We start from the raw sequence: 22,410 nt of genomic DNA, 5'->3' as shown, positions 1-22,410 counted from the left end.
GCGGGCTGCGGGTCACGCCCGAGCCGCGCCGGGGCCTTCGTCGGCCTTGTCGAGCCGGTCGACCGGGTCGGCGCGCTGGCCCCGCTCGTCCTCCTCCAGCTTGCGGTAGAGGCTGGACAGGCCGATGCCCAGGCGCTGCGCGGCGATGCGGCGGTCGCCGCCGGCCTCGTCGATGGCGCGCCGGATCAGGCCGATCTCGAAGCGCCGCACACGTTCGCGCAAGGTCGCCTCATGCGGTGGTTCCAGCGGTGGCTCAAGCGACGGCAGCGCAGCCTCGGGACCGCGCGGCGGCGGGGCCGAGCCGATCGGTGCGGCATGGACGCCGGCCGGCATCGCGCCGCGCACCACCTCCGGCGCGAGGTCGGCCACGGTGATGCAGTCGCCGTCGGCCAGGATGGCGGCGCGGTGCAGCACGTTCTCCAGCTGGCGCAGGTTGCCCGGCCAGGCGTAGGCCAGCAGCAGGTCCTCGGCCTCCGGCTCGATGCCCAGCACCTGGGTCGCGCCGGACGGCTGGGTGCGCTGGGCCAGCAGGTGGCGCAGCAGCGCGGGCAGGTCGGCGCGCCGCTCGCGCAGCGGCGGCATCGGGATCTGGAACACCGACAGGCGGAAGAACAGGTCCTCGCGGAAGGTGCCGGCCGCCACCATCGCCGGCAGGTCGCGGTTGGTCGCCGCGACGATGCGCACGTCGACCTTGCGGCTCTGCTCGGAGCCCAGCGGGCGCACCTCCTTGGCCTCCAGCACGTGCAGCAGCTTGGTCTGCAGCGCCAGCGGCAGCTCGCCGATCTCGTCGAGGAACAGGGTGCCGTGGTCGGCCTGCACGAACAGGCCGCGGCGAGCCTTGTCGGCGCTGGTGAAGGCGCCCTTGGTGTGGCCGAACAGCTCGCTCTCGATCAGGTTGTCCGGGATGGCCGCGCAGTTGACCGGCACGAAGGGCCCGTCGCGACGGCCCGACAGCTGATGCAGCCGGCGTGCGGTGACGCCCTTGCCGGTGCCGCTCTCGCCGGTCACCAGCACGGTCGAGTCGGTCGGCGCGACGCGGCTGATCAGCCGCTCGGTGGCCAGCATCGCCGGGGCCTGGAAGGTGTAGGGCTGGCCGGCCGCACCGCCGCCCAGCACCATCGAGCGCAGCGCCCGGTTCTCCTCGCGCAGGCCACGCACGGCCTCGATCTGTTCGAGCCGGTGCACGATCTCCTCGCGCCGGACCGGCTTGGTGATGTAGTCCCAGGCACCGGCCTTGATCGCGTCGATCGCCGAGTCCACCGAGCTGAAGGCCGTCACCATGATGAAGGTCGCCGCATGGCCACGCTCGCGGGCCCGGCGCAGCAGCTCGATGCCGTCCATCACCGGCATGAAGACGTCGCTCAGCACGACGTCGTAGGGGGTCTGGTCGAGCCGCGTCAGCGCTTCCTGGGCACTGGCGGCGCTGTCGACCGCGTAGCCGGCCTTGGCGATGGCCGCAGCCATGACCTGGCGCACGGCGGGCTCGTCATCGACCACGAGCACCTGCAGCTCGGGCATGGACACACTCCTGGATCACTCAGCGGGGGCGCCTTCAGGCACGACGCCATCGACGGGAAGCCGCAGCGTAATGCACGAAACCCAGGCGTCATCTTGAGCAAACGCAAGAGTTCCACCAAGTGTTGCGGCCAGCGCCGCGCAGGTGTCGAGTGCGGGCGCCCCGGTCACGCCCGGCAGCGGCAGGCGCAGCAGGACCTGGGACGGGTCGTCGGTGGCCGGCGCGAGCGCGATCCGCAGCGGCTCGCGCACCGCCTCGGGCCGCGACGCCAGCGCCTCGCCGGCCGCCTGCAGCAGCTGCATCAGCACCTGCTGGAGCCGGGCCGCGCTCAGGTGCAGCGCCGGCAGCGCCGGGTCGGCCGTGACCTCGAAGCGCAGCTGGCGCAGCCGCCGGTCGTGGCCGGCCAGCCGCACCGCCTGGCCCATCAGCTCGGCCAGGTCGAGCCAGCGCAGGTCGCCCGGCAGCGGCGTGGCGGCCTCGGCCAGGCGCTGCGCGGCGATGGCGGCGCGGCGGGTCTGGGCGACGATCTCGCGGGCCGCGGCGGCCACGGCGGCCACGGCGGCCGGGTCGGCGACCGGCTCGTCGACCAGCTGCTCGGCCAGCCCGCCGATCACCGCCAGCGGGTTGTTGATCTCGTGCGCCATGCCGCTGGCCAGCGCGGCCAGCGCATGCATCTTGTCGTCGTGGGCGCGGCGTTCGCGGTCCAGTGCCAGCGCCTGCTCGCGCGCGGCCAGGTCGGCCGCCAGCTGGTTGACCGACGCCATCAGCGCGCCGACCTCGTCGCGCCGCGTCACCCGCAGCGGCTCGCCGCGCTGACCGCCCACGAGGCCGCGGGCATGCGATTCGAGCCGGCCGATGTCACGCGCCAGCCGGCCGGCGTAGAGCAGCATCGGCACGCCCAGCAGCAGCAGCCCGGCGGCGGCCAGCAGGCCGGTCTCGGTCGTGACCGCATCGAACTGGCGCTGGTAGACCTGGGCCTGCGCCTCGCGCTGCTCGACCAGCCGGTCATGGCGACGCGTCAGGTCGGCCTTCAGCTCGGCCAGCGCGGCGCGCAAGGCCTGCCACGCGCCTTCGGTTGGCGCCGTGCGCAGCACCTGCCAGTGCTGCTCGACCGCGCGGTAGAGCAGCGGATAGCCGGCGTCCCAGGGCTTGAGGTCCTCGAACAGGCGCTCGCAGTTCTCGATGTAGACGTCCAGGTCCGGCGGTGCGTCCCGTGCGCGGCCCTGCAGCGCGGCGGCCTCGGCCGGGCTCAAGGGATGAACCTGCGACAGGTCCTCGCTGGCATCGAGCCGGGCCGTCTCGACGGCGGCCAGCGCCAGCGCCAGCGTGCGCTCATGCCGGCTGACCGACTGCAGGCCCTGCAGCTGCGCATCCAGCTGCGAGCGCTCGACCGACACGAACAGCGCCGACCCGGCCAGGCAGGCCAGCAGCGCCAGCAAGGCCCAGGCGGCCTGGGCCCGCAGCGATTGCCCGCGCGGCCGGCCGGGTACACCGCTTGCAACGGCTGGTGACGATTCGGGGAGCCCTGTCATGACGTCTGTCGTTCGGTCCGTGGTACGCGCAACGCTTGCGGGCGTGATGTTGTCATGCCTGTTGACGACCGCCCTGCCCGTGCGGGCCGATGCGCTGGAAGACGGCCAGGCAGCCATCCGCCGCAAGGACTACGCCACCGCCGTCAAGGTGCTGGAGCCGATGGCCCGCCAAGGCCAGGCGGTCGCGCAGCTGCGGCTGGGCGAGCTGTACTACCACGGCCACGGCGTGGCCGAGAACAACGACACCGCGCTGACCTGGTTCGAGCGCGCCGCCCGCCAGGGCCTGGCCGAGGCGCAATACCACCTCGGCAACATGTACGCCTACGGCCTGGCCGATCCAGGCAACGACCGCGACCCGGCCCGGCTGGCCGCGCAGTGGTACTTCGAGGCGGCGCGCCAGGGCCATGCCAACGCGCAGTACAGCCTGGGCATCCTGTTCCTGACCGGCACCGGCGTGGTCCAGGACCCGAAGGAAGCCGAACGCTGGATCCGCAAGGCCGCCGAACAGGGCCACGCCGATGCGGGGCTCTACCTCCAGGGACGCTGAGGCTGGACGCTCCCCCACTGTCGGGAATCGGCTTCCCGGAAACGGGAACGGGGGTGGCGGGGCTTCCCAAGGCTGGGCATGCGGGCCGGCGGTTCAGGCCGGATCGATGCGCGTGCGCAGCAGCCGGGCCTGGGCCTCGCCGAAGGCGCGCAGCGGCCCGCCCAGCAGGGCGTCGTCGGCAACGGTCTGCCAGAAGGACAGCGCCCAGCGCGCCGCCTCGGCCCAGTCCTCGCGCTCGTCCGGGCGCGGCAAGGCGAGTTCGGGTGCGGCCAGCGGCGGCACCTCGCCACCGGCCAGCGGCGCCAGGCGCATCGGCAGCATGTCGTAGACCGGCGCCAGCCGCAGCCGGCCGCCCTCGGGCTGGAAAGCCAGGTTGCCGGTGTGCATGTCGCTGTTGGCGATCAGGCGGCCGTAGAGGTGCAGGCGGGTCACGCGGCGGGCATCGTCCGAGGTCAACCAGCCCAGCCGGACGAGGGCCTGGGCCAGCGCCGGCCAGTGGCTGGTCGCCAGGCCGAGCGCCTCGCTGTCCAGGCTGGCCAGGCTGACGACCGGGCTGCGGCCGCGTTCGCCGATGCGGTCAAAGCGCTCGCTTTCCAGGAAGGTCCGCCCGCCATGGACCCGCACGCGCGAGCGCGACACCGGCAGGTCGGATCGCTCGGCCAGCGTGCGCAGGGCATGGTGCTCGCAGCGCAGCAGGTCGGCCCAGCGGCGCACGGCCGGTGCGTCGTCGGCACCGGAGAACTTGACGATCACCTCCGGCGTCGCCGCCCCGGCCAGCCGGCGCCGGGCGGTGAACTTCGGGAACTCGCCGGCCGCACTCGACCCGGCGATGCCGGTGGCAACCGCGGCCTCGGCCAGGCGGGCATAGGCAGGGCCGGGCTCGTCACCGTCGATCGGTGGCGTCGACGCATCGCCCGCCGAGGCGAGCCAGCCCGACAGCGCCGCCTCGCCCAGGATCAGGTCGCCGGGCAGGTCCTGCCCGGCCTGGGCCAGCGCCCACAGGTGGTCCTCGTCGCGCCAGTCGCGCGGATCGGCCGGCAGGCCCCGCAGGACGTGGTGTCGACGCGCGAACTGCCGCCCCATGTAGCCCTGCAGCCGCAGGTCCTGGATGGGCAGCGGCAGGCCGGTCCACCAGCCGTCGCGCGCGGCGTCCGGCAGCGGCCAGACGCCGGCATCGAGCGGCCACCAGCAGCCGTCCGGCTCCAGCAGGTGCAGCGTGCCGGCCGACTGCACCTGCCCGGCTGCGTCGACCCGGTGGACGGGGATGCCGGCCACGTCGCCGCGCAAGCCACGCCGGGCGGCCACGCGCCGCCGCCGCCCGGCACCGGCGGCCAACAGCGCGCCGGCCTGTTCGTCGAGCAGGCGCAGCAGCGTGCTGCGCGGCACGTCCAACGCCTGCTGCAGCGCCACCGGGCTGCAAGGCCCCAGGCGACGCAGCGCGGCGAGCAGCCGTTCACGCGGGACGGGATCGCGCGGTCGCATGAATTATGGTGAGGTTCATCGGCCGGATGATCCAGAAAATTATCATTCTTGACAATGACTTGTGATCACATCCAGTGAATTCCGATCCGAGTTCTGGTGAGGTTGAAGGACAACCCGAAGGACTCAGATCGCCCCCTGGTGCGGGCTCGTCGACACGAAAGGCACGCCGAAGAAGGTCAGGAACGCCAGCACGAAGACGCCGACCAGGCACAGCCCGAAGCGCACCGGGGACGGACCGAAGGTGATGCGCGCATGCAGCGTCGCGGCCAGCGACAGCCAGGTCAGGAAGGCCCAGGTCTCCAGCGGATCCCAGCCCCAGTAGCGGCCCCAGGCGTCCTGGGCCCAGACCGCGCCGACGGTCAGCATCGCGCCCTCGAAGACGAAGGCGAAGGCGGCGTAGCGGTGCGCCATCGCGTCGCAGCGGCGGTCCTCGGGCAGCGCGGCGGTCCAGCGCCGGCCGGCCGCCGAGGTCCGCAGCAGCGGCACCGCCGACCAGGCCAGCGCCGTCAGCAGCAGGCCCAGGAACAGCTTGCCGACCAGCGTGTGCAGGTAGAGCAGCACGGTCTCGTAGGTCGGTGGCAGGTGGCCGGGTCGGGCATCGGCCAGCAGCATCCAGCCGGCCAGCACCGCCAGCACCGGCAGCACCGCCAGCCACAGCCGGCGCAGCACCGGGATGGCGGCGGCCGACACGCCATAGACCAGCGCCAGGCTCCAGAGGTTGCTGCTGAGGATCTCGTGCATGGTCGTGAACGGCCCATGCCCCAGCGTCGCCCAGCGCAGCCCCAGCGAGACCGTGTGCAGCGTGACGGCCAGCGCAGCCAGCAGCAGCACCGTCTTCGGCCAGGCCGACGATCTCGTCGCAGGCTCATGCGCCGAGCCACCCGCGCGACGCCTCGCCAGCACGGCCCAGAAGGCCGGCAGCGCCGAGGCGGCGTACAGCAGCAGTGCCGCATGCAGCCAGGGCTGGTCGGGCATCGTGGCGATGACGGCCTCGTTCACCGTGCCTCCATCGCAGCGGACCCGGGTGTCGAGGCCAGCGGAGCGCCAGCCGGCCTCGGCGAGGCGGCCCAGAACTGCCTCGCGTAGTGCCAGCCCAGCGATCCGGTCGCCAGCAGCGCCAGGCCCAGCAGCCAGCCCAGGCTCAGGTCGTAGCTGACGCGATAGCCCATCCAGGTGCGCAGTTCCAGGTAGTCCAGCCGGCCGCCCGGCAGGTCGACCGAGGCGCCCGGCGCGAGGGTCAGGCGCTGTTCGCCCTCGCCCTCAACCTCCCTGCCGCCCAGCCGCAGCACCAGCGTGCGGTCATCGGGCAGGCGGAAGCGGCCGGCCGCATCGGGGTCGATCAGCGCCGGGTCGACCGGCAGCTGCAGCCACAGCTTCGGGCCGCCCGGCAGCTGCCAGTCGAGCGACTGGCGCAGCGCCTGGGCCGGGAAGCTCGGCAGGTGCAGCGCGCCGACCGCCGCCTCGCCACCGGTGGGCGTCCAGCGCATCAGCGGTGCGTAGCCCTTGTTCGGGCTGGTGTAGATGCGGTAGCCGCGCAGCACCAGCGGGTGGTGGTCGCCGATCACCTCGTCCTGCGGCCGGCCGTCGGCATCGGTCCAGTGGACGCGGTTGCGGGTCGGGCCGCGCTTGAGGCCGGGCGCGTAGCGGATCTCGAAGCCGCTGTGCATGAAGCTCAGCTGCGCCAGCCGGTCCGGATGCCAACGGCCGGCCACGCCGTCCATCAGCGTGCCGTCCCAGGGCACGCCCTCGGTCAGCTCGAAGCGGCCGTCCAGCGCCGTCATGCGTCCCAGACCTGAGGCCACGACCAGCCCCAGCAGCGCGAGGTGGAAGACCAGCAGCGGCACCTGCCGCCGCAGCGCCGGATGGGCCCACAGCGCCACCAGCAGGTTCAGCGCCAGGAACAGCAGCGCACCGATCAGGCCGACGCCCAGCCACTCGCTGCGGAATCGCCCGACCAGCACCGCGACCGCCAGCAGCGCCATGCCCGCCAGCGCGGTGCGCAGAGAGCCGAAGTGGGCCAGCCAGGCGGGCGGCGGGCGAGGCGTCGTGGGGTGCGGCGTCATGGCGGGTTGCTGCAGACGTCCTTCATCCAGTCACGACCGGACAGCGCGCTGTTGCCGATGGTGCCGAAGGTGGTGGCCGATGCGGCCGAGCCGCAGTTGGTGTCGGTCCAGTTGCCGCTGGTCGCGAAGGTGCGCACCTTGAGCTTGGCATTGAGGTAGTACGGCTCCTGGTTGTAGGCCTGTGCGGGCGCGTTCTCGCGCCACTCCTCGTTGCCGGCGCGGCCGGCCTCGGGGCCGACGTCGTTGAGGTTGACCAGGAAGGCCTTGTTCTTCCAGCCGTGCGGCACCGCGGTGTGGCACCAGTTGCAGCGGATGCGGCCGATCTTGTCGGTGTGGAAGGCATGCAGGTTGCCGTCGTTGCCGTTGGAGAAACCCGTGGTGCCGCCGCCGTTGGCACTGGCATAGGTCGCCTCGTTGTGGCACTTGAAGCACAGCGCATTGGCCGCGCCGCCGCTGCCGACGTTGGTGTTCCACGCACCCTTGAGCAGGAAGGGGTTGGCCGAGCCATGCGGCCCCCAGGCCGAGCCGTTCTCGCCGCCGTTGGGCACGACGGTGGTGGCCGCCGTGCTGCTGCCGTGGCAGTCGCTGCAATACATGGTCTGCGTGCCGATGGCATTGCCCCAGGGTGCGCGAAAGGCGTTGGCGCCGACGCCGCTGCGGCCGGTGCCGTCCATCACCGGATGCCAGGACCGGTGGTTGTTGGTGGCGAAGTTGCTGCCCGCGCCGGAGTTGGCCGAGGTGGTGTCGCCCTTGTGGGTGATCGGTGCCTGGAACTCCTTGGCCTGGTTGGTGTAGACCGTCAGGTTGTTGGTGCCCGGCGAGGTTCCGCCGGTGTGGCCCAGCGCCGGCCGGCTGCCCAGCGGGTAGGCGTTGTTGTCGGGATAGCCGTGGTCCGAGTGGCACTTCAGGCAGACCTGGTATTCCCGCGTCACGTGGGCGGCGGTGGCTGCGGTGTCGATGCTGTTGCCCGGATCGCCACGCTTGACGGTGTAGCCGCTGGGCAGCTGCTGGAAGCTGGTCGAGCCATAGACGGGCTCGACGCCCCAGGCGCCGCGCAGCACGCCGGAGGCGATGTGGGTGTGGGTGTAGCCGGGCGCCTCGTCATGCCGGTGGGTGCCGGCCGCATCGGCCGGGCCGGCCAGTCCGCCCGCGCCGCCGGTGAACTGGCGCGCCTTGATGACGCGGTGCGGGTTGTGGCAGTCGGTGCATTCGGCATGGCGGCGGGCCAGCCGGGCGCGCGACTCGATGAAGTCCGCGCCACAGCGGTTGGACGGGCCGCTGCAGTCGACGCCCGGATCGGTGAAGCGCCCGCCGATGTCGTGGACCTCGTCGGGCGTGTTGCCCTGGTCGGCGCTGGTGATGGGCATGCGCACGGCCGAGGCGAAGTCGGTCTCGATGTCGGGCACCTGGAGGTTGCTGGTCAGCACCGAGCGGGCGGCGCTGGTGTGGCAGGGGTAGCAGGTTTCCTCCAGCGCCGGGTTGCCGCCCTGGCGCGCGGCCAGCGGGTTGGCGGCCGGGCGCGGCGCATCGGTGCCCTCGCGGGTCAGGCGGCGCGCGCCGGGCACCGTGTGGGTGTCGTGGCAGTTCAGGCAGCCGGCCTTCCAGACCGGCAGGCCGGCCGGGAACTCGCGCAGCGCGGCGGCGGCATCGCGGTAGGTCTCGTCGGCGACGTCCGGCCGGGCATGGGCCGAGTACGCCCAGCTGCCCGAGGCCAGGTTCTTGTCGTGGCAGCTCAGGCAGATGATGTCGGTGGCGGGGCTGTGCGCGGCCGAGGGCGCGGCCTCCTGGAAGCGCTGGGCGCGCAGGAACTTCTGGTTGCCCTTGCTGGCATCGAGCTCGCGGATGTGCGGGTCGTGGCAGGTGGCGCACTGGACCTGGCCGGCACCGTTGACGCCGGTGGCTTGCAGCGGCACCAGCGGCTTGTAGCCGGGCGCCCGCACGCCGACGACCGTGCCGCTGCCGGCCGGCCAGCGCTGCGCGGCGTCGACGCCGCGCAGCTCGCCGTCGCGCTGGGCCAGCGCGCTGTCGAAGGTCAGCGAGATCGGGTGGTCGTTGCGCAGGTCGGTGCCGAGGTTGCGGGTGAAGCCGCTGGCCGTGCCTTCGCCGACCGGCATGGTGCCGCCCGGGCCAGTGCCGGTCATCGGGATCGAGGCCCCGGCCAGGCCGTTCAGCACGTTGACGTTGCCCAGCGCCAGCGTGCCGTCGTGGCAGGACAGGCACAGCTTGCTGCTGCCACCGGGCAGGCCGCTGAAGCCGTCGACGATGGCCTGCGCGTCGAGCGATTCGGAGCCGTAGGGCGTGTAGGTCGTGCCGGCCGGCACGCGCCGGTTCCACAGCGGGGCGCGCAGCGCGGTGCCGCCCTCGTCGGTCTGGCTGGCGCCGTGCGGGGTGTGGCAGAAGACGCAGACCTGGTCGGTGCCGCCCACCGCCGCATGGGTCGTGCCGGGGCCGTCCACCGACAGGTTGTGGCGGGTGCCGCGGATGTCCGAGACGCGCTGCGCCCGGATCGGCTCGGCCCAGGCCAGCGCCAGCAGCAGCGCCACGGCCAGGCTCGCCAGCAGCGGCCAGGCGCGGCGCGAGGTCAGCACATCGAGGGCCTTCATCGGCTCGTCGCTCCGGCGTCGTCGGGCGACGCCCCGTGGCCGACCGGACGCAGCCGCGCCAGCCGGGCGTTGAACATGTCGGCGACCCACACGTCGCCGTCGGGTGCCACCCAGATGCCCGCGGGCAGCAGGAAGCGGGCCACCGGCGGCATCGAGGCCGAGGCCGGACCGATCGGCAGCAGCAACCGGCCTTGGTCGTCGTAGACCAGCACGGTGTCGTGATAGGACTCGACCACGTGGATGCGCCCGGCCCCGTCGACCGCGAGGCCCTTGGGCCGCACCAGCTGGCCCAGCACCAGGCCGCGCGAGCCGATCTGGCGCAGCGGCGCGCCGTCGGCCGCGCGCAGCACCTGCACGCGGGCGTTCAGGCTGTCGGTGACGTAGAGCAGGCCGTCGGCGAGCGCCAGGTGGGTCGGCGCGTTGAAGCGGCCCGGCGCGCTGCCCGGCCCGCCCAGCGTGCGTTCGAGCCGGCCGGCCGCATCGAAGACCTTGATGTCGTGGGCCCGCGTGTCGGCGACGTAGAGCCGGCCGCTGGCGGGGTCACGCGCCAGCCCGGTCGGGCGCTGAAGCAAGCCGCGGCCGATCTGGCCGCGCGGCTCGCCCCGCGCATCCAGGCGGACGACCCAGCCCAGCTCGGCATCGGCCACGTCCAGCGTGCCGTCCGGTCCAGGCGCCAGCCCCACCGGCGAGACCCAGTTCAGGCCCGGCCCGGCCCGCTCCCACAGCGCCAGCGTGCCGCCGGCCAGGTCGAAGACGAAGACGGCACGCCGCGCCGCGTCGCTGACGTAGATGCGGCCGTGTGCATCGCCGCTGACAGCGCTCGGCCGCTGCAACTGCAGCGGCGCCTCGTCGGCGCCGTCCAGCCCGGCGATCCAGCGGCCGACCCGCCGCCACAGGCTGGCACCGCCGGCCGGCTCGGGCCGGTGCAGCTCGGGCTCGCCGGTCAGGCGCCCGGCCCAGGCATAACGTGCCGGCTCCGGCCGGGCCGGCCAGACCAGCGCGGCGGCCTCGTCCGGACCGGGCAGGCCGTCCATGTCCGGACGCCAGGTGCCGCGCACGGGCTCGCTGGCGCAGCCGGTCAGCTGGAGCGCCAGCCAGCAGGCCAGCAGGCTGATCCAGGCGGCGCTCACCGCATGCCGTGAGCGATTCACCGCGCGCCCCCGGCGGCACGGCCTTCGCCGATGCGGAACAGCTGCACCACGCCGCCGACCCGGTCGGCCACCGCCAGCCAGCCATCGTCCATCGCCAGCGCGGCGGGCTGCTGCACCCGCAGCTCGGCCGGCAGCAGGTGCAGCGCCGGCTGGCCCGGCACGTAGAGCCGCACGCTGCGGTCCTGCGCGTCGATCACCGCGACGCGGCCACGCGCATCGGCGGCGATCGCCACCGGCTGCATCAGCTCGCCCTCGCCCAGCGTGCCGTGCGCACGGCCGTCGACCAGGTCGACGACGCGGATGCGGGCACGGCGACGCTCCAGCAGGTAGACACGGTCAGCGCTGGCCGCGATGGCATCGGCGGCGTCCCCTGTCGAGGCATCGTTCATCGGCTCGGCCAGGCTCGCGCCACGCAGCTCGGCCCAGCGGCCGGTGCTGTCGTCGGCCACGACGATGCGCAGGCCGAGGCCCGCCAGCGCGAAGCCGGATGGCGAAGCCCAGGCCGACAGCGACACGCGCCGCAACAGCTGGCCGCCCAGGCCCAGGTTGAGCAGCTGCCGGCCCGGGCCGTCGAGCGCCCACAGCGTGCGGTCCGGCCCCAGCGCCAGCACGGTGCGCGGCGAGATCGCCAGCCCGGCGATGGGCGGCAGCACGGTCCAGGTCGGCAGGTCGGGCGGGATGCGCACCAGCCGCCCCAGCCCGGCATCGGCCACCAGCAGCTCGCCCGCGCGCAGCGCCAGCGCGACCGGGCCGACCAGCCGGACCGGCGCGCCGCCCAACGGTGCGGGCGGTGCGGGCGGTGCGGGCGGTGCGGGCAGTGCGGGCAGTGCGGGCAGGCCGGGCAGGCCCGCCCCGCCCGGCAAGGTCGGCAGCCCGGCCGGACCGCCCGGCACGCCGACCTGCCCGCTGCTGACCGTGCGCCAGTGCCGCACCACGGCCGGTCCCGGCGCGGCCGGCGGCAGCGCGTCGTCGGGACGGGTCGGCGGGCCGGAACAGCCCGCCGCCGCGAGGCCGGCGGTGAGTGCGGCCAGATCGGCCAGTGCGGTCAGATCGGCCAGTGCGGCCAGTGCGGCCAGCAGGGCGCGGCGGCCGATCGGCGCGGGTCGTGCGGGGCCTTGCAGCGTCGTCATCACCATCTCCCGGGCCCCGAAGTCTGCGCGCCGCCCTGGATGCCGCTGGAAAGGCCCTTCAGGCCCGAGTGGCAGAGGTCGCAGCGGTCGGGGCCCCAGGCCACCACGTTGTTGTGGCAAGCACCGCAGAACTGGCCGTCGACGATGTCGTTCATGCGCACGCGGTTGGCACCGGCCCGCATCTCGAAGCCGAGTTCCTGGTGGCAGACCTTGCAGCGGAAGCGGATGCGGTGGAACCAGTGCGGGAAGACGACAGGACGCACGCCCTCGGCATCCGATCGCTGGTTGATGACGACGTCGCCGTACTCGGCCTGCGCGAGCGGCGCCAGGCCGGCCAGCAGCAGCGCGAGCAGGAGGACGGCAGCGCGCCTCATCGCTGGCCGCCCTCCGCCACCGGCCGCACCGGGCCGACATCGGGCCGGCCGCGCAGGCTCGCGTTGGGCACGCTGTGGCAGCGGTTGCACTCGGTCAGCGGGAAGGACACGGCACCGTGGCAGACGCCGCACTGCTCGCCGTCGAGGATGCGCTGCATGCTGAAGCGGTTGGCACCGGCCTGGTCCTTGAACAGGCCGTTGTGGCAGTTGGCGCAGTCCAGCCACAGCGTGTGCTGGCGATGCGGGAACAGCACCGCCGGCATCGAGCCGTACTTGGAAATGATGATGTCCTGGTCGCGCACCCGCACCGGCGTGGCCGCGCTCAGGTTGGCACGCGGCTGGATCACGCCCTGGTCCAGCGCCTGGACCCAGCGCACCTGGTTGCCGGCGGTGTCGCGCGGCAGGCCGGCGAGTGCCTCGCCCGGCTGCTGCAGCAGGCCGATGGCCGGGTTGCGCGGATCGTGCAGCCCGTCATCGGCCAGCGCCGTCCACGGCGACGCCGCCCGGGGCGCCGACGCCGCCACCGCCGCCGCCCGCACGGCGGGGGTCTGGGCGTGTGTCGGCAACAGCCCGAGGCACAGGGCCAAGGCCACAGCGCAGGAAAGCCACATTGGTGCCATGCGGGGGCTTATCCAGGGATATAGACGCCGCCGGCGCGGATGGCGCGCACCAGTTCGCGGGTGGCGTTCTCCAGCGTGCGGATCGCCGCCAGGTGATCGCCGGCCCTGGCCTGGGCCTCGGCCTCGGTGCGCAGCGCGGCGGCCCTGTCGACGAAGGGCTGCATGCCCGCCGGCATCGCGCCCTGGGCATCCTTGCGGTCGGCCAGCAGCACGGTGATCAGCATCCGGTGGGTGTCGTTGCGGTCGATCTCGTAGTCGTATTCCTCGCGTGGCGTGGCGAAGTTCAGCGAGCGCACCAGCGTGTCACCGCGCCGCAGCGACTCGATCGAGACCCGCGCGGTCAGGTAGGCGCGGTCCAGCAGCGGGCGGGCCTCGTCGATGCGGCCCTGGCGGGCCAGCGCCTGCGCCTCGGCCAGCCGGCGCTCGATCTCGCGGGTCGCGTCGCGGGCTTCGCGGGTGACCGGCCGGCTCGATGCGGACGGCGCGCTGGCGGCCTTCTCGTCGGTGATGCGCTGCTGCGCGGCGAGCAAGGCGCGGGTGCTGTCGAGCCGGGCCTCGAAGTCGCGCCGGGCCTTCTCGCCGGCCACCTGCTCGGGCTTGGCCAGGCGCACGCCGGCCATCATCTCGCGGGCCGCCTCGTCGAGCAGCCGGGCGGCGCGCTCGGCCTCGCCGGCGTCCAGCGCCTGCCCGGCCTCGCGGTGGATCAGCCGGGCGTTGTCGCGCCGCTCGCGCGCGGTCGCCTCGCCGCTGCGCTCGATCTGCTGGGCCGCCGACGAGCGCTCGATCAGGATGCCGATGGACTGCAGCCGGCGCGCCAGCATGGCCGGATCGAGCGGCTGGGCCGAGCGGGGCGGCGGTGGCGCGGAGGCCGGCGGCGGCGGGCTCACGGTCTGAGCCTGTGCCGGCCAGGCAAACGCAAGGATCGACGCCAGGATCGACGCCAGGACCCGCGCGAGGGTCGACAAGGCAATGGACTTCGGGGCCGTCATGGCGAACTTCCGGTGGGCGCAGGCGTGGCGAGCCCGGCGGTGGACAGGGCGCGCTGGACCTGCAGCACGGCGTTGCGCAGGTCGGCGGTGGCCTGCTCGAGGTCGCCGGCATGGTGGCGCTGCACCGCCTGGCCTTCGAGCGCCGACGCGGCGGCCGCATAACGTTCGACCAGCGCCAGCGTGGCCGGTGCGGGCTTGAGGTCGCGCACCGCCAGCGGCAGCAGGTCGGCCAGCGCGCGGTACTGGGTCAGCGCCAGCGTGTAGGCCTCGGCGGGCGTGTCGGCGCGCTGGGTGTAGTCGAGCGTGGCGTTCTGGACGCCGCGGTAATAGCCGGCCAGCAGCAGCTTCTCGGCCCGCGCCAGCGTGGCGATGGCCTCTTCATGCCGGCCCTGGGCGGCCTGCTGGCGCGAGCCGTCGAGCAGGCCGGTGGCACTGGCGAGGTCGGCGCTGTCCTGCGCGCTCAACTCGGACTGGCGACCGCGCCAGGCCTCGATCAGCCGCTCGGTGCTGGCCAGCATCTCGCCGTGGCGGCGCTGCAGCTGGGCCTGCCGTGCGGCCGGGTCGGGCACCAGCCGGCGGGCGCTGCCGAGGTGGCGCAAGGCCTCGTCGATGGCCTTGCGGGCCTGCGCCAGTTCGCCGCGTGCCAGCAGCTCGGCGGCCTGGGCCTGGTGGGCGCGGCCTTCCTCCAGGTGCGCGCGGGCCTCGGCATGGCCGCTGGCGACGATGCGCTGGGCCGCCGGCGAATCGGCGATCAGCATGCCGGCCAGGCGCAGCTTCTGCTCGACCTGGGCGCGCAGCGCGGCGTCTTCCTCGGCCCGCACCGGCAGCACGCCGGAGGCGGCCAGCAGGCAGGCTGCGGCCATGCGCTGCCAGCCCCAGCCGGCGCGGGGCCTGCGTGGCCGTGTCGGCAGGTTCAAGGCTTGCGCTCCACCGCCGCGCTGGCGGGCGCCGGCTCGGCCTTCTTCTTCGAGTGGCAGAGCCGGCATTCGGACACCGGGAAGGCGACCTTGCCGTGGCAGACGCCGCACTTCTGGCCCAGCAGGATGGCCGCCATGCTGATCTGGTTGGCGCCCTTCTGCGGCATGAAGATCGCCGGGTGGCAGTTCGAGCAGTCCAGCCACTCGGTGTGCTGCTTGTGCGGGTAGACCACGTCGGGCATGGAGCCCTTGACCTCGCGCACGATGTTCAGGTCCATCACGACCGCGTTGGCGGCCGGATCGAGCCGGTCCCAGCGCGGCGCGATGGCCTTGCCGTCGAGCGCCTTGACCCAGTCGACGTGGTTGCCCGCCGGGCTCTTGGGCAGGTCGGCGAAGGCGGTGGCCGGCGGCTGCAGCTGCAGCGTCATGTCGTTGGTCGGGTCGTGGATGCCCGACTCCACCGCCGGCCGGTTGTGCCTGGCGGCCGGCTTGAGCAGGCGGTTGAAGGCATTGACCTCGCGCGACGGCGCCGGCGTGGGCACGACCGCGCGGCTGGCCGGCGGTGCGGCGGGCGGTTCCGCTGCGGCGACCGCGACGGGTGCGGCGGCTGCTGCCGGTGCCGGGGCTGCGGCCGGTGCCGCCGCAACGGCGACCGTTGGCGCCTTCACGTCGGCCTTCACGTCAGCCTTCACGTCGGCCTTGGCCGCAGCCGTCGGCTTGGCCGGCGCTGCCGCAGCCGGTGCGGCCGCCGGCTTGGCCGCCGCCGCATCGGCCGGCTGGCTGCCGCCGCTCATCATGTAGGCGATGACGGCCTTGAGCTGCTCGGGCGACAGGTCCGGCCGACCGCCCTTGGGCGGCATGCCCTTGGCGGTGCCGGCGGTGGCGCTCCTGACCAGCCCGTCGAGACCGCCGGCCGCCTTGGCGCGCGGGGTCCAGTCGGCCGCGTGGCCGAACTTGGGCGCGCTGAGCACGCCGCTGGCATGGCAGCCGGCGCAGATGCCGTCGTAGACCTGCTTGGCGTAGGCGCGGTCCGGCGCCTGGGCCTGGGCGGGGCCGGTGAACAGGACGGACAGCGCTGCCAAGGCGAAAGCGGCCAGTCCGGCCAGGCGGGTCAGGGTGCGTGGAAGGTGGGCTTGCATCGCGGTCGACCTAGCGTTTGTTGGCGGGAGCGGCCGGCGTGGCCCCTGAGGCCGCCGCAGCGGGCGACGACGGCACGTTGACGCCAAAGCGCTGCAGCGTGCTCTCGTGTACCTGGGTCGGCGTGCCGGGCTTGCCGGCGTGGCACAGGTTGCAGTTCTCGGCCGACCAGGCGACCTCGCCGTTGTGGCAGGCGCCGCAGTACTGGCCGTCGATGATCTTGAGCATGTTGATCTGGTTGCCACCGGCCTTGAACTGGAAACCGAGGTCGGCATGGCAGACCTTGCAGCGGAAGCGCACGCGGTGGAACCAGTGCGGGAACACCACCGGCCGCATGCCGGCCGCGTCCGAGTAGTTGTTGATGACGATGTCGCCGTATTCGGCACGGGCCGGTCCGGCCAGGCCCAGCCAGAACGACAGCAGGGCCAGTGCGAGCAGGGACAGCCAGCGCGACGGGCTGTGGCGGGGTGGTTTCAAGACGGGCTCCTGCGGGGGTGGGTGAACGATGGCTGGGTCATGGGCGGCGGTCAGAAGCGCCTCAGCGCGCGTGCGCCGATCAGGCTGACGGGCCGGCCGTCGACCCGTGCCGCGCGTGCGAGCAGGCGCAGTTCAAGCTGGCCGACGGTGTAGTCCAGCCGGTTCTCGATCGACTCGGTGACGCGCTCGCGCAGCGCGTCGATGTCGCCGGCGGCGCGGCTCTCGAAGGACTGGCTGTTGACCGTCAGCGTGGCCGTGTAGCGCAGCCGCGGCACGTCGGCCACGCGCAGGTGCTCGTAGCTCAGCGAGCCGCTGTAGAAGGGCAGCCAGCCCGGACCGCCCAGGCGGACCTGGCCGGTGAAGACGTCGATCTGGGTGGTGTCGCTGCGGCTGCCCTGGGCGGTCAGGTTGCCGCTCCAGCTGCTGTGGCGCGACAGCCCGGTGCGGCGGCTGAGCTGCACGTTGACCAGCTGGAAGCGCCCGCCCGCACCGTTGCTGACACCGGCCGTGCCCGCGCCCGCGCCCGCACCCGCCAGCGTGCGCGAGTCGCTGTAGGACGCGCTGGCATAGCCGTAGGACGCCGTGCTGCCCTCGCCGCTCAGGCCGCCCTGCCAGTACAGGCCCAGCGTGTGAGCCAGGGCCCGCACGGTGCTGCGGCTCTGGCTGTCGTGCAGGGCACCCAGGCTCTGGCCGAGCTGCACCGACAGGCTGCCGCCGTCCTCGCCCAGCCAGTCGCGCCCCAGGCCGTGGTTGAACTGCGCGCCCTGGGTCAGGCGACGGCTGGACGGCGCGTTGCCCGAAGGGGTCGCCACCACGCCGCTGCTGCGGCTGGCACCCAGGCTGGCCGATGCGCCGGGCGTGTAGCGCCAGGCTCCCGCACCTGCACCCACACCCACACCCGCACCCGCGCCGTCCCCCGTCGAGCCCCCCAGCAGCACGCCCACCGGCGCCCAGCCCAGCGTGACGTTGCCGGTCTGCACGGTGCTGGACGTGTCCGGCGTGGCGAGCGTGGCGGCCGCGCCGCTGGCACTGCTGACCGCCGTCTCGATGCGGGTGCCGGACACGCCGCCCGAGAGCCGCCACGACGGCGTCAGCTCGCGCGTCAGGCCCAGTGCGACGTTGGCCGCCCGCAGGCCCGAGCGGCTGCTGCTGCCCAGGCCGGCGTTGAGGCTGCGGATGCCGGTGTCGGCCTCGACCAGGCGCAGGCTGCCGGTGACCTGGAGTGGCGACAGGCCGGTGCCGTCCTCGCCGCGCGCCAGCAGCGGCCGCCAGCTCGCGAAGCTGGCGATCTGGCGGATGTCGGTCTCGGTATCCTGCCGGTTGGCCAGCAGGCCGGCATGCAGGCGCACCTCGTTCCAGGTCGCCAGCGTGTCAACCTGCACCTCACCCAGCGGCTGCCAGGCGTGGCGGGCGCTGAGGTTGGCGTAGCGGCTGCGGTCCTCGCTGTCGCTGCGCAGGTTGCGGCTGAGCTGGCCGCTCCACTCGAAGCGGTGGACGTCGCGCTGCAGCAGGGCCTGGGCGCGCAGGCTGTCGACCCGGTCGGTGCTGCCGCTGAAGGTGCCGTCGAGCGTTTCCAGCGTGCTGTGCTCGACGTTGACGGCGTAGCTGTCGGTGCCGTTGAGCGGCCGCCAGCTCTGGTCGATGATGAGCCGGCGCAGGCGGTAATCGCTGCCGACGTGGTCGCCACGCACCCGGCTGTCGCTGACGTCGGCGCGCAGCTCGAAGGGGAAGCGGCTCTGCGGGAACACCGACACCGCGACGTTGCCGGTGCCGGCATGGCTGGTCGCGGTGGTCGAGCCGTCGGACTGGCGCGAGACGTCGCGCGCCACCAGTGCGCCAAAGCCCCCGCGCAACTGGATGAACCATGGCTCCCAGACATGCGTGGCCCATTGCAGCTCGGCGTAGCTCAGGCCCTGGGTGTTGCGGCGGCCGTCCTCCAGGCGCTGGCGGCGCAGGTCCAGCGAGACGCTGCCGCCCAGGCGCACCGGCGCGAAGCCCCAGACGATGCCGCCCGCGGCCGGCGCCTCGCTGCCGGTCCGCACGACGCCGGCTTCCAGCGCGCTGGCGGTCGAATCGTCGACCGCACCGATCACCGGGCCGGGCGAGAAGGCTGCGGCCTGCACGGGGCCGGCGCGCAGCATGAGCAGCGCGACCGCGGCGGCGGTCGGCAGCAGGCGCACGACCGCGCGACCACGCCCTCGCACCGGCGCGCTTCTGGATGGGCCCCGGTGCAACGCGGACATCCGTGACACCCTGGTCCGCCCCGATGGCCGGCGCTCAGCCGGCCCGGGCCTTCGGTTCCTGGGCCGGCAGCGGCGCATAGACGCTCTCGTCGATCTGGACCGGCGTGGCCGAGCGCAGCCGCTCGATCAGCGCGCGCCAGCGGGCCTCGCCCTCGTCGCGGGTCCACAGCTCGACCGCGCGACCACGAACCTCCGCCAGCGGCCGCTCGCGCGCCGCCCGGCGGTCTTCCAGGCGCATCAGCGCCACGCCTTCGAGCACCTGCACCGGGGCCGAGAGCTGACCCGGCTGCAGGCCGTCGACGACGCCGTGCAGCGCCTCGGGCAGCATGCCGCGGTGGATGTAGTCGAGCCTGCCGCCGTCGGCCGCGCTCGCATCGGCCGACCGCAGCCGCGCCGTCTCGGCGAAGTCGGCACCGGCCACGAGGCGGCGGTGCAGCTCGCCGGCCTCGGCATGGGCGGCGTCCCAGACGGCCTGCTTCGAGCTGGGCTCGACCTTCAGCAGGATCACGCTCAGGCGCACCTGTTCGGGCTCGATGAAGCGGTCGCGGTGGCGGGCATGCCAGGCCAGCAGCGTGGCGTCGTCCGGCGGCGCGAAGGCACGCACGCCGGCCTGCAGGCGGTTGATGAGGTCATCGCCCTCGAACTGCGAGCGCCAGGCCGCCAGCATGCGGTCGCGGTGGGTGGCGTCCAGGCCGGGCGACTGGCTCAGTCGACGAGCCTGCGGCGCGAGCTGGGCCTCGACCTTGGCCGCATCGGGCTGCAGGCCGCGCCGGCGCGCCTCGGCCAGCAGCAGCTGGCGGTCGACCAGGGCCTGGCCGATCTCGCGCTGGAAGGCGGCCACCTCGGCCTCGGGCGGCTGGGCGTGGTAGTACTTCTGGCGCATCGCCACGGCCAGCGCGCGGCGGTAGTCGCCACGCGTGACGACCTGCTCGCCGATGCGGGCGAAGGGGATGGCGTCGGCGGCGATGGCCGCGGCCGAAGGCATGGCGGGCACCGCAGGCGACGCTGGTTCTGCGGCCATGGCCGGTGCCATGACGGCGGTCTGCAGGAGCATGGCCATGGCCATGGCCACGGCCTTGACCACGGACACGGCCACTCGCCAGCCCCAGCCCCTGCCCGGAACGCACCCCATCGTTGTCCCCACCACGCCTCGCGTCATCCAGCCCGTCCTTACTTGACGTGGCAGGTCGTGCAGACCGCGCTGGAGGCGTTGGAGATGCGCAGGAAGGTCTCGCCCGCCACCTGGCCGGTGCCGGCCGGACCGGCCTGGCCGGACGAGACGTGCGGGTCGTGGCAGCTCGCGCACTCGACCAGCGGACCCAGGCCGCCGGTGGCGCGCTGGTACAGCGGCAGGTCGGTACGCTGCTTGCCGGCACCACCGGTATCGACCCAGAAGACCTGGTTGCCGTTGATGGTCTGGGTCTGCGGCTGGCGGAAGTCACCGTCGCTGCAGGTGCCCGAGACCGTCGTGCCGCTGCCCGTCAGGCCGCCGCCGCAGTACTGGATGCCGATCGGGTGGTCGTTGGACAGGTCGGTGCCCAGCAGGCCCGGCCCGCCGCTGATGCGGCCGGTCGCGCTGACGCTGCTGCCGCTCCAGGTGTAGGCCCGGCCGTCGACGCCGCCGCCGTCGGCCACCACGCCGCCCGAGCCGGGCGCGTTGATGACGTTGTCCATCGCCTGCGTGCCGTCGTGGCAGGACAGGCAGGCCATCGAGATCGATCCGACCGGCGCGACCGTGCCGTCCAGCGACGGCGTCTGCAGCGTGTCGTAGGTCGTGTAGGTGCCTCCGCCGGCCGGCGCACCCGCCGCGCCCAGGCGCTTGTTCCACAGCGGCGCGGGCGCGTTGACGTCGGCACCGTGCGGCGTGTGGCAGAACACGCAGACCTCGGCCGTGTCGGACGTGCTGTTGCGACCGGCCAGCCCCGGACCGGAGCCCAGGTTGTGGCGGGTGTCGGCGATGCCGGCCGACACGCTGTCGGCCTGCATCACGCCGGTGGCCAGCACCAGCACCGCGCCGATGCCCGCCAGCAGGCGGCGCCAGACCGGCGCGGCCAGGCGCGCTGGAGCCGGGTTCCTGTTCGTGACTGCGTTGTTCTGCATTCCATGCCTCCGCACGGCCTGTCGCGGACCTCGCCCGGTCGGGGCGATCCCAGTGCGCGACATGGGGTTCCGGTCAGCAGCTTCTGTGCCATTCGTCACGCCACCGAGCCAACCTGGCGTGCCGCCGGTGACGCACGGTGACTTGTGTTGCAGCGCGGCGAGCCTGCGCAGGGACCGGTCGTGACAAGGGCTGGATGACCCGCCGCAGGCCCCGAACGGTGACCCGAACGGGGCTCGTGCGCGGCGTGTGCAAGGGCGGGAAAGCCCGGCCCCTGGCTCCCGCAATCAGGAAGCGCGCTTCCCGAGTTCGGGAATGTCGACCGCCCTCGGGGCCGCCTCGGCGCACGCTCAGCGCGCGGTGGCGGGACCGGCCAGCAAGCCCGTGCCGGCGGCCAGGGCGGCCGGCCGGTAGACATCGACCTTGCGATACCACTGGTCGACCAGCACGACCCGGCCGTCCTCGTCGACCGCGATGCCCGAGGGCAGCATGTAGCGCGCCGGGCTGTCGCGCTCGGAGCGCTCGCCGACGAACAGCAGCAGCGCGCCGTCCGGGTCGAAGATCTGGAAGTTGCCGAAGGCGGTGTCGACCACGTAGACGTTGCCGTCGCGGTCGGTGGCGATTTCCTTGGGCCGGGCGAACTGGCCGTACTGCTTGCCGACGCTGCCGAAGTGGCGCAGGAACCGGCCCTGCGCATCGAAGACGACGATGCGGAAGTTGCCGCCGTCGACGACGTAGAGCCGGCCGTCGCGGCCGATCGCGATGTCGCGCGGCAGGTTGAACTCGCCCTCGCCGCTGCCGCGCCGTCCGATGTCCTGCAGGTGCGCGCCGCTGCGGGCGTCGAACACGCGCACGCGGTGCAGGTCGCTGCCGACGCCGCCGATGTCGACCGCGTAGACCCGCTCGCCGGCCGCGTCGACCGTCACGCTGGTCAGGCGCGAGAACCAGGCCGCGCCGCCGATGCGGCGCAGGAAGCGCCGGTCCGGGCCGTAGACCAGGACGGCGCGCGCGCCGATGTCGGCCACGTAGAGCCGGCCGGCGGCATCGACGTCCAGCCCGATCGGCTTGATCAGCTGGCCCTCGCCGTCGTCCTCGCCGATGCGGTGGTGCTGGCCGGCGGCCACGTCGAACACGCGGACGTGGCGCGCCACCGTGTCGGACACGTAGATGCGGCCACGCCAGACCGCCACCGCATAGGGCTTGGCCAGCGGCTCGCCGACCACCTGCTCGCCGGTCACGAAGCGGCGCAGCTCGCTGGCCTGGCTGCCGGGCAGGATGTCGGCGCTGGATCGGATGCTGCGCTCGAAGTAGAAGCGCGGCTCGTCCGGTGGCGGCGGGAACACCGGCAGCGACGCCAGCGCGGCGCCCGGTGCGGCCTTGGGCGGCAGCATGCAGCCGGCCAGCGGGCCGAGCCCGGCCGCCAGTCCACCCGTCACCAGGCCCGCCAGCAGCGTGCGCCGCGTCGGGGTCGACGGCCCTTCGTCCGGAGTCTTGGTCTGCGTCATCGGCCATCCGACATGCACGCCATGTG

Annotated in this window: 19 protein-coding genes; 1 reads left to right on the top strand and 18 read right to left on the bottom strand. The window is 73.8% G+C overall.

Features of this window, described 5'->3' with window-relative positions; all coding sequences use genetic code 11:
* Positions 1-12: 12 nt before the first annotated feature.
* Entirely contained in the window at positions 13-1,518 is a 1,506-nt protein-coding gene (locus tag Q8X39_RS00585; RefSeq protein WP_305747687.1) for a sigma-54-dependent transcriptional regulator, read from the bottom strand.
* Positions 1,519-1,533: 15 nt separating this feature from the next.
* Positions 1,534-3,048: a HAMP domain-containing protein gene (locus tag Q8X39_RS00580; protein ID WP_305747686.1), complete on the bottom strand. Its 1,515-nt coding sequence runs from the start codon at positions 3,046-3,048 to the stop codon at positions 1,534-1,536.
* Between the two features lie 61 nt (positions 3,049-3,109).
* Here Q8X39_RS00580 and Q8X39_RS00575 point away from each other — a divergent pair, with 61 nt between their 5' ends.
* Positions 3,110-3,595: a tetratricopeptide repeat protein gene (locus Q8X39_RS00575; RefSeq protein ID WP_305747685.1), complete on the top strand. Its 486-nt coding sequence runs from the start codon at positions 3,110-3,112 to the stop codon at positions 3,593-3,595.
* Between the two features lie 93 nt (positions 3,596-3,688).
* On the opposite strand, the gene yjjJ is transcribed toward Q8X39_RS00575, so the two are convergent.
* The 16 genes from yjjJ to Q8X39_RS00495 form a co-directional block, all read right to left on the bottom strand.
* Complete coding sequence (gene yjjJ / locus Q8X39_RS00570; protein WP_305747684.1) at positions 3,689-5,077, bottom strand: type II toxin-antitoxin system HipA family toxin YjjJ; 1,389 nt, start codon at positions 5,075-5,077, stop codon at positions 3,689-3,691.
* 123 nt (positions 5,078-5,200) lie between these two features.
* Positions 5,201-6,076 carry a cytochrome c biogenesis protein gene (locus tag Q8X39_RS00565; RefSeq protein WP_305747683.1) on the bottom strand — a complete coding sequence of 292 codons (876 nt, stop codon included), beginning with the start codon at positions 6,074-6,076 and terminating at the stop codon, positions 5,201-5,203.
* A complete protein-coding gene (locus tag Q8X39_RS00560) occupies positions 6,073-7,140 on the bottom strand; it encodes a cytochrome c biogenesis protein ResB (protein WP_305747682.1) in 1,068 nt (355 codons plus the stop codon). Before Q8X39_RS00560 ends, Q8X39_RS00565 begins: the two co-directional genes overlap by 4 nt.
* The gene (locus Q8X39_RS00555) at positions 7,137-9,743 is read right to left on the bottom strand and encodes a cytochrome c3 family protein (protein ID WP_305747681.1); all 2,607 of its coding nucleotides are present in this window, start codon (positions 9,741-9,743) and stop codon (positions 7,137-7,139) included. The genes Q8X39_RS00560 and Q8X39_RS00555 overlap by 4 nt, the downstream gene beginning before the upstream one ends.
* On the bottom strand, positions 9,740-10,873 hold the full coding sequence (locus Q8X39_RS00550) for an NHL repeat-containing protein (protein WP_305747680.1): 1,134 nt from the start codon (positions 10,871-10,873) through the stop codon (positions 9,740-9,742). The genes Q8X39_RS00555 and Q8X39_RS00550 overlap by 4 nt, the downstream gene beginning before the upstream one ends.
* Positions 10,874-10,890: 17 nt before the next feature.
* Entirely contained in the window at positions 10,891-12,024 is a 1,134-nt protein-coding gene (locus Q8X39_RS00545) for an NHL repeat-containing protein (protein ID WP_305747679.1), read from the bottom strand.
* Positions 12,024-12,398: a c(7)-type cytochrome triheme domain-containing protein gene (locus Q8X39_RS00540; protein WP_305747678.1), complete on the bottom strand. Its 375-nt coding sequence runs from the start codon at positions 12,396-12,398 to the stop codon at positions 12,024-12,026. Before Q8X39_RS00540 ends, Q8X39_RS00545 begins: the two co-directional genes overlap by 1 nt.
* Positions 12,395-12,991 carry a c(7)-type cytochrome triheme domain-containing protein gene (locus tag Q8X39_RS00535; RefSeq protein WP_407067952.1) on the bottom strand — a complete coding sequence of 199 codons (597 nt, stop codon included), beginning with the start codon at positions 12,989-12,991 and terminating at the stop codon, positions 12,395-12,397. Before Q8X39_RS00535 ends, Q8X39_RS00540 begins: the two co-directional genes overlap by 4 nt.
* Positions 12,992-13,026: 35 nt before the next feature.
* Entirely contained in the window at positions 13,027-14,007 is a 981-nt protein-coding gene (locus tag Q8X39_RS00530) for a coiled-coil domain-containing protein (protein ID WP_305747676.1), read from the bottom strand.
* On the bottom strand, positions 14,004-14,924 hold the full coding sequence (locus tag Q8X39_RS00525) for a tetratricopeptide repeat protein (protein ID WP_305747675.1): 921 nt from the start codon (positions 14,922-14,924) through the stop codon (positions 14,004-14,006). Before Q8X39_RS00525 ends, Q8X39_RS00530 begins: the two co-directional genes overlap by 4 nt.
* Positions 14,921-16,063: a c(7)-type cytochrome triheme domain-containing protein gene (locus Q8X39_RS00520; protein WP_305747674.1), complete on the bottom strand. Its 1,143-nt coding sequence runs from the start codon at positions 16,061-16,063 to the stop codon at positions 14,921-14,923. Before Q8X39_RS00520 ends, Q8X39_RS00525 begins: the two co-directional genes overlap by 4 nt.
* Positions 16,064-16,073: 10 nt before the next feature.
* Entirely contained in the window at positions 16,074-16,538 is a 465-nt protein-coding gene (locus tag Q8X39_RS00515) for a c(7)-type cytochrome triheme domain-containing protein (RefSeq protein WP_305747673.1), read from the bottom strand.
* A 50-nt stretch (positions 16,539-16,588) separates the two neighbouring features.
* A complete protein-coding gene (locus Q8X39_RS00510; RefSeq protein WP_305747672.1) occupies positions 16,589-18,742 on the bottom strand; it encodes a hypothetical protein in 2,154 nt (717 codons plus the stop codon).
* Between the two features lie 73 nt (positions 18,743-18,815).
* Positions 18,816-19,871 (bottom strand): peptidylprolyl isomerase, encoded by a 1,056-nt coding sequence (locus Q8X39_RS00505; RefSeq protein WP_305747671.1) that lies wholly within the window; start codon positions 19,869-19,871, stop codon positions 18,816-18,818.
* A gap of 80 nt (positions 19,872-19,951) precedes the next feature.
* On the bottom strand, positions 19,952-20,881 hold the full coding sequence (locus Q8X39_RS00500; RefSeq protein WP_305747670.1) for a hypothetical protein: 930 nt from the start codon (positions 20,879-20,881) through the stop codon (positions 19,952-19,954).
* Positions 20,882-21,229: 348 nt separating this feature from the next.
* A complete protein-coding gene (locus Q8X39_RS00495) occupies positions 21,230-22,384 on the bottom strand; it encodes a 6-bladed beta-propeller (RefSeq protein ID WP_305747669.1) in 1,155 nt (384 codons plus the stop codon).
* Between the last annotated feature and the right edge of the window lie 26 nt (positions 22,385-22,410).

The sequence above is a fragment of the Leptothrix discophora genome, assembly GCF_030705305.1.
In the GTDB taxonomy this organism is placed as follows: Bacteria; Pseudomonadota; Gammaproteobacteria; order Burkholderiales; family Burkholderiaceae_C; genus Sphaerotilus; species Sphaerotilus discophorus.
The sequence above is the reverse complement of the archived record's forward strand: the minus strand, read 5'-3'. Positions and strand labels throughout refer to the sequence as shown.

Excerpts from the sequence above, each read along its gene's own strand:
- Q8X39_RS00585 (WP_305747687.1), bottom strand. The coding sequence starts at position 1,518 with ATGCCCGAGCTGCAGGTGCTCGTGGTCGATGACGAGCCCGCCGTGCGC.
- Q8X39_RS00580 (WP_305747686.1), bottom strand. The coding sequence starts at position 3,048 with ATGACAGGGCTCCCCGAATCGTCACCAGCCGTTGCAAGCGGTGTACCC.
- yjjJ (WP_305747684.1), bottom strand. The coding sequence starts at position 5,077 with ATGCGACCGCGCGATCCCGTCCCGCGTGAACGGCTGCTCGCCGCGCTG.
- Q8X39_RS00560 (WP_305747682.1), bottom strand. The coding sequence starts at position 7,140 with ATGACGCCGCACCCCACGACGCCTCGCCCGCCGCCCGCCTGGCTGGCC.
- Q8X39_RS00555 (WP_305747681.1), bottom strand. The coding sequence starts at position 9,743 with ATGAAGGCCCTCGATGTGCTGACCTCGCGCCGCGCCTGGCCGCTGCTG.
- Q8X39_RS00545 (WP_305747679.1), bottom strand. The coding sequence starts at position 12,024 with ATGACGACGCTGCAAGGCCCCGCACGACCCGCGCCGATCGGCCGCCGC.
- Q8X39_RS00540 (WP_305747678.1), bottom strand. The coding sequence starts at position 12,398 with ATGAGGCGCGCTGCCGTCCTCCTGCTCGCGCTGCTGCTGGCCGGCCTG.
- Q8X39_RS00530 (WP_305747676.1), bottom strand. The coding sequence starts at position 14,007 with ATGACGGCCCCGAAGTCCATTGCCTTGTCGACCCTCGCGCGGGTCCTG.
- Q8X39_RS00520 (WP_305747674.1), bottom strand. The coding sequence starts at position 16,063 with ATGCAAGCCCACCTTCCACGCACCCTGACCCGCCTGGCCGGACTGGCC.
- Q8X39_RS00500 (WP_305747670.1), bottom strand. The coding sequence starts at position 20,881 with ATGCAGAACAACGCAGTCACGAACAGGAACCCGGCTCCAGCGCGCCTG.
- Q8X39_RS00495 (WP_305747669.1), bottom strand. The coding sequence starts at position 22,384 with ATGACGCAGACCAAGACTCCGGACGAAGGGCCGTCGACCCCGACGCGG.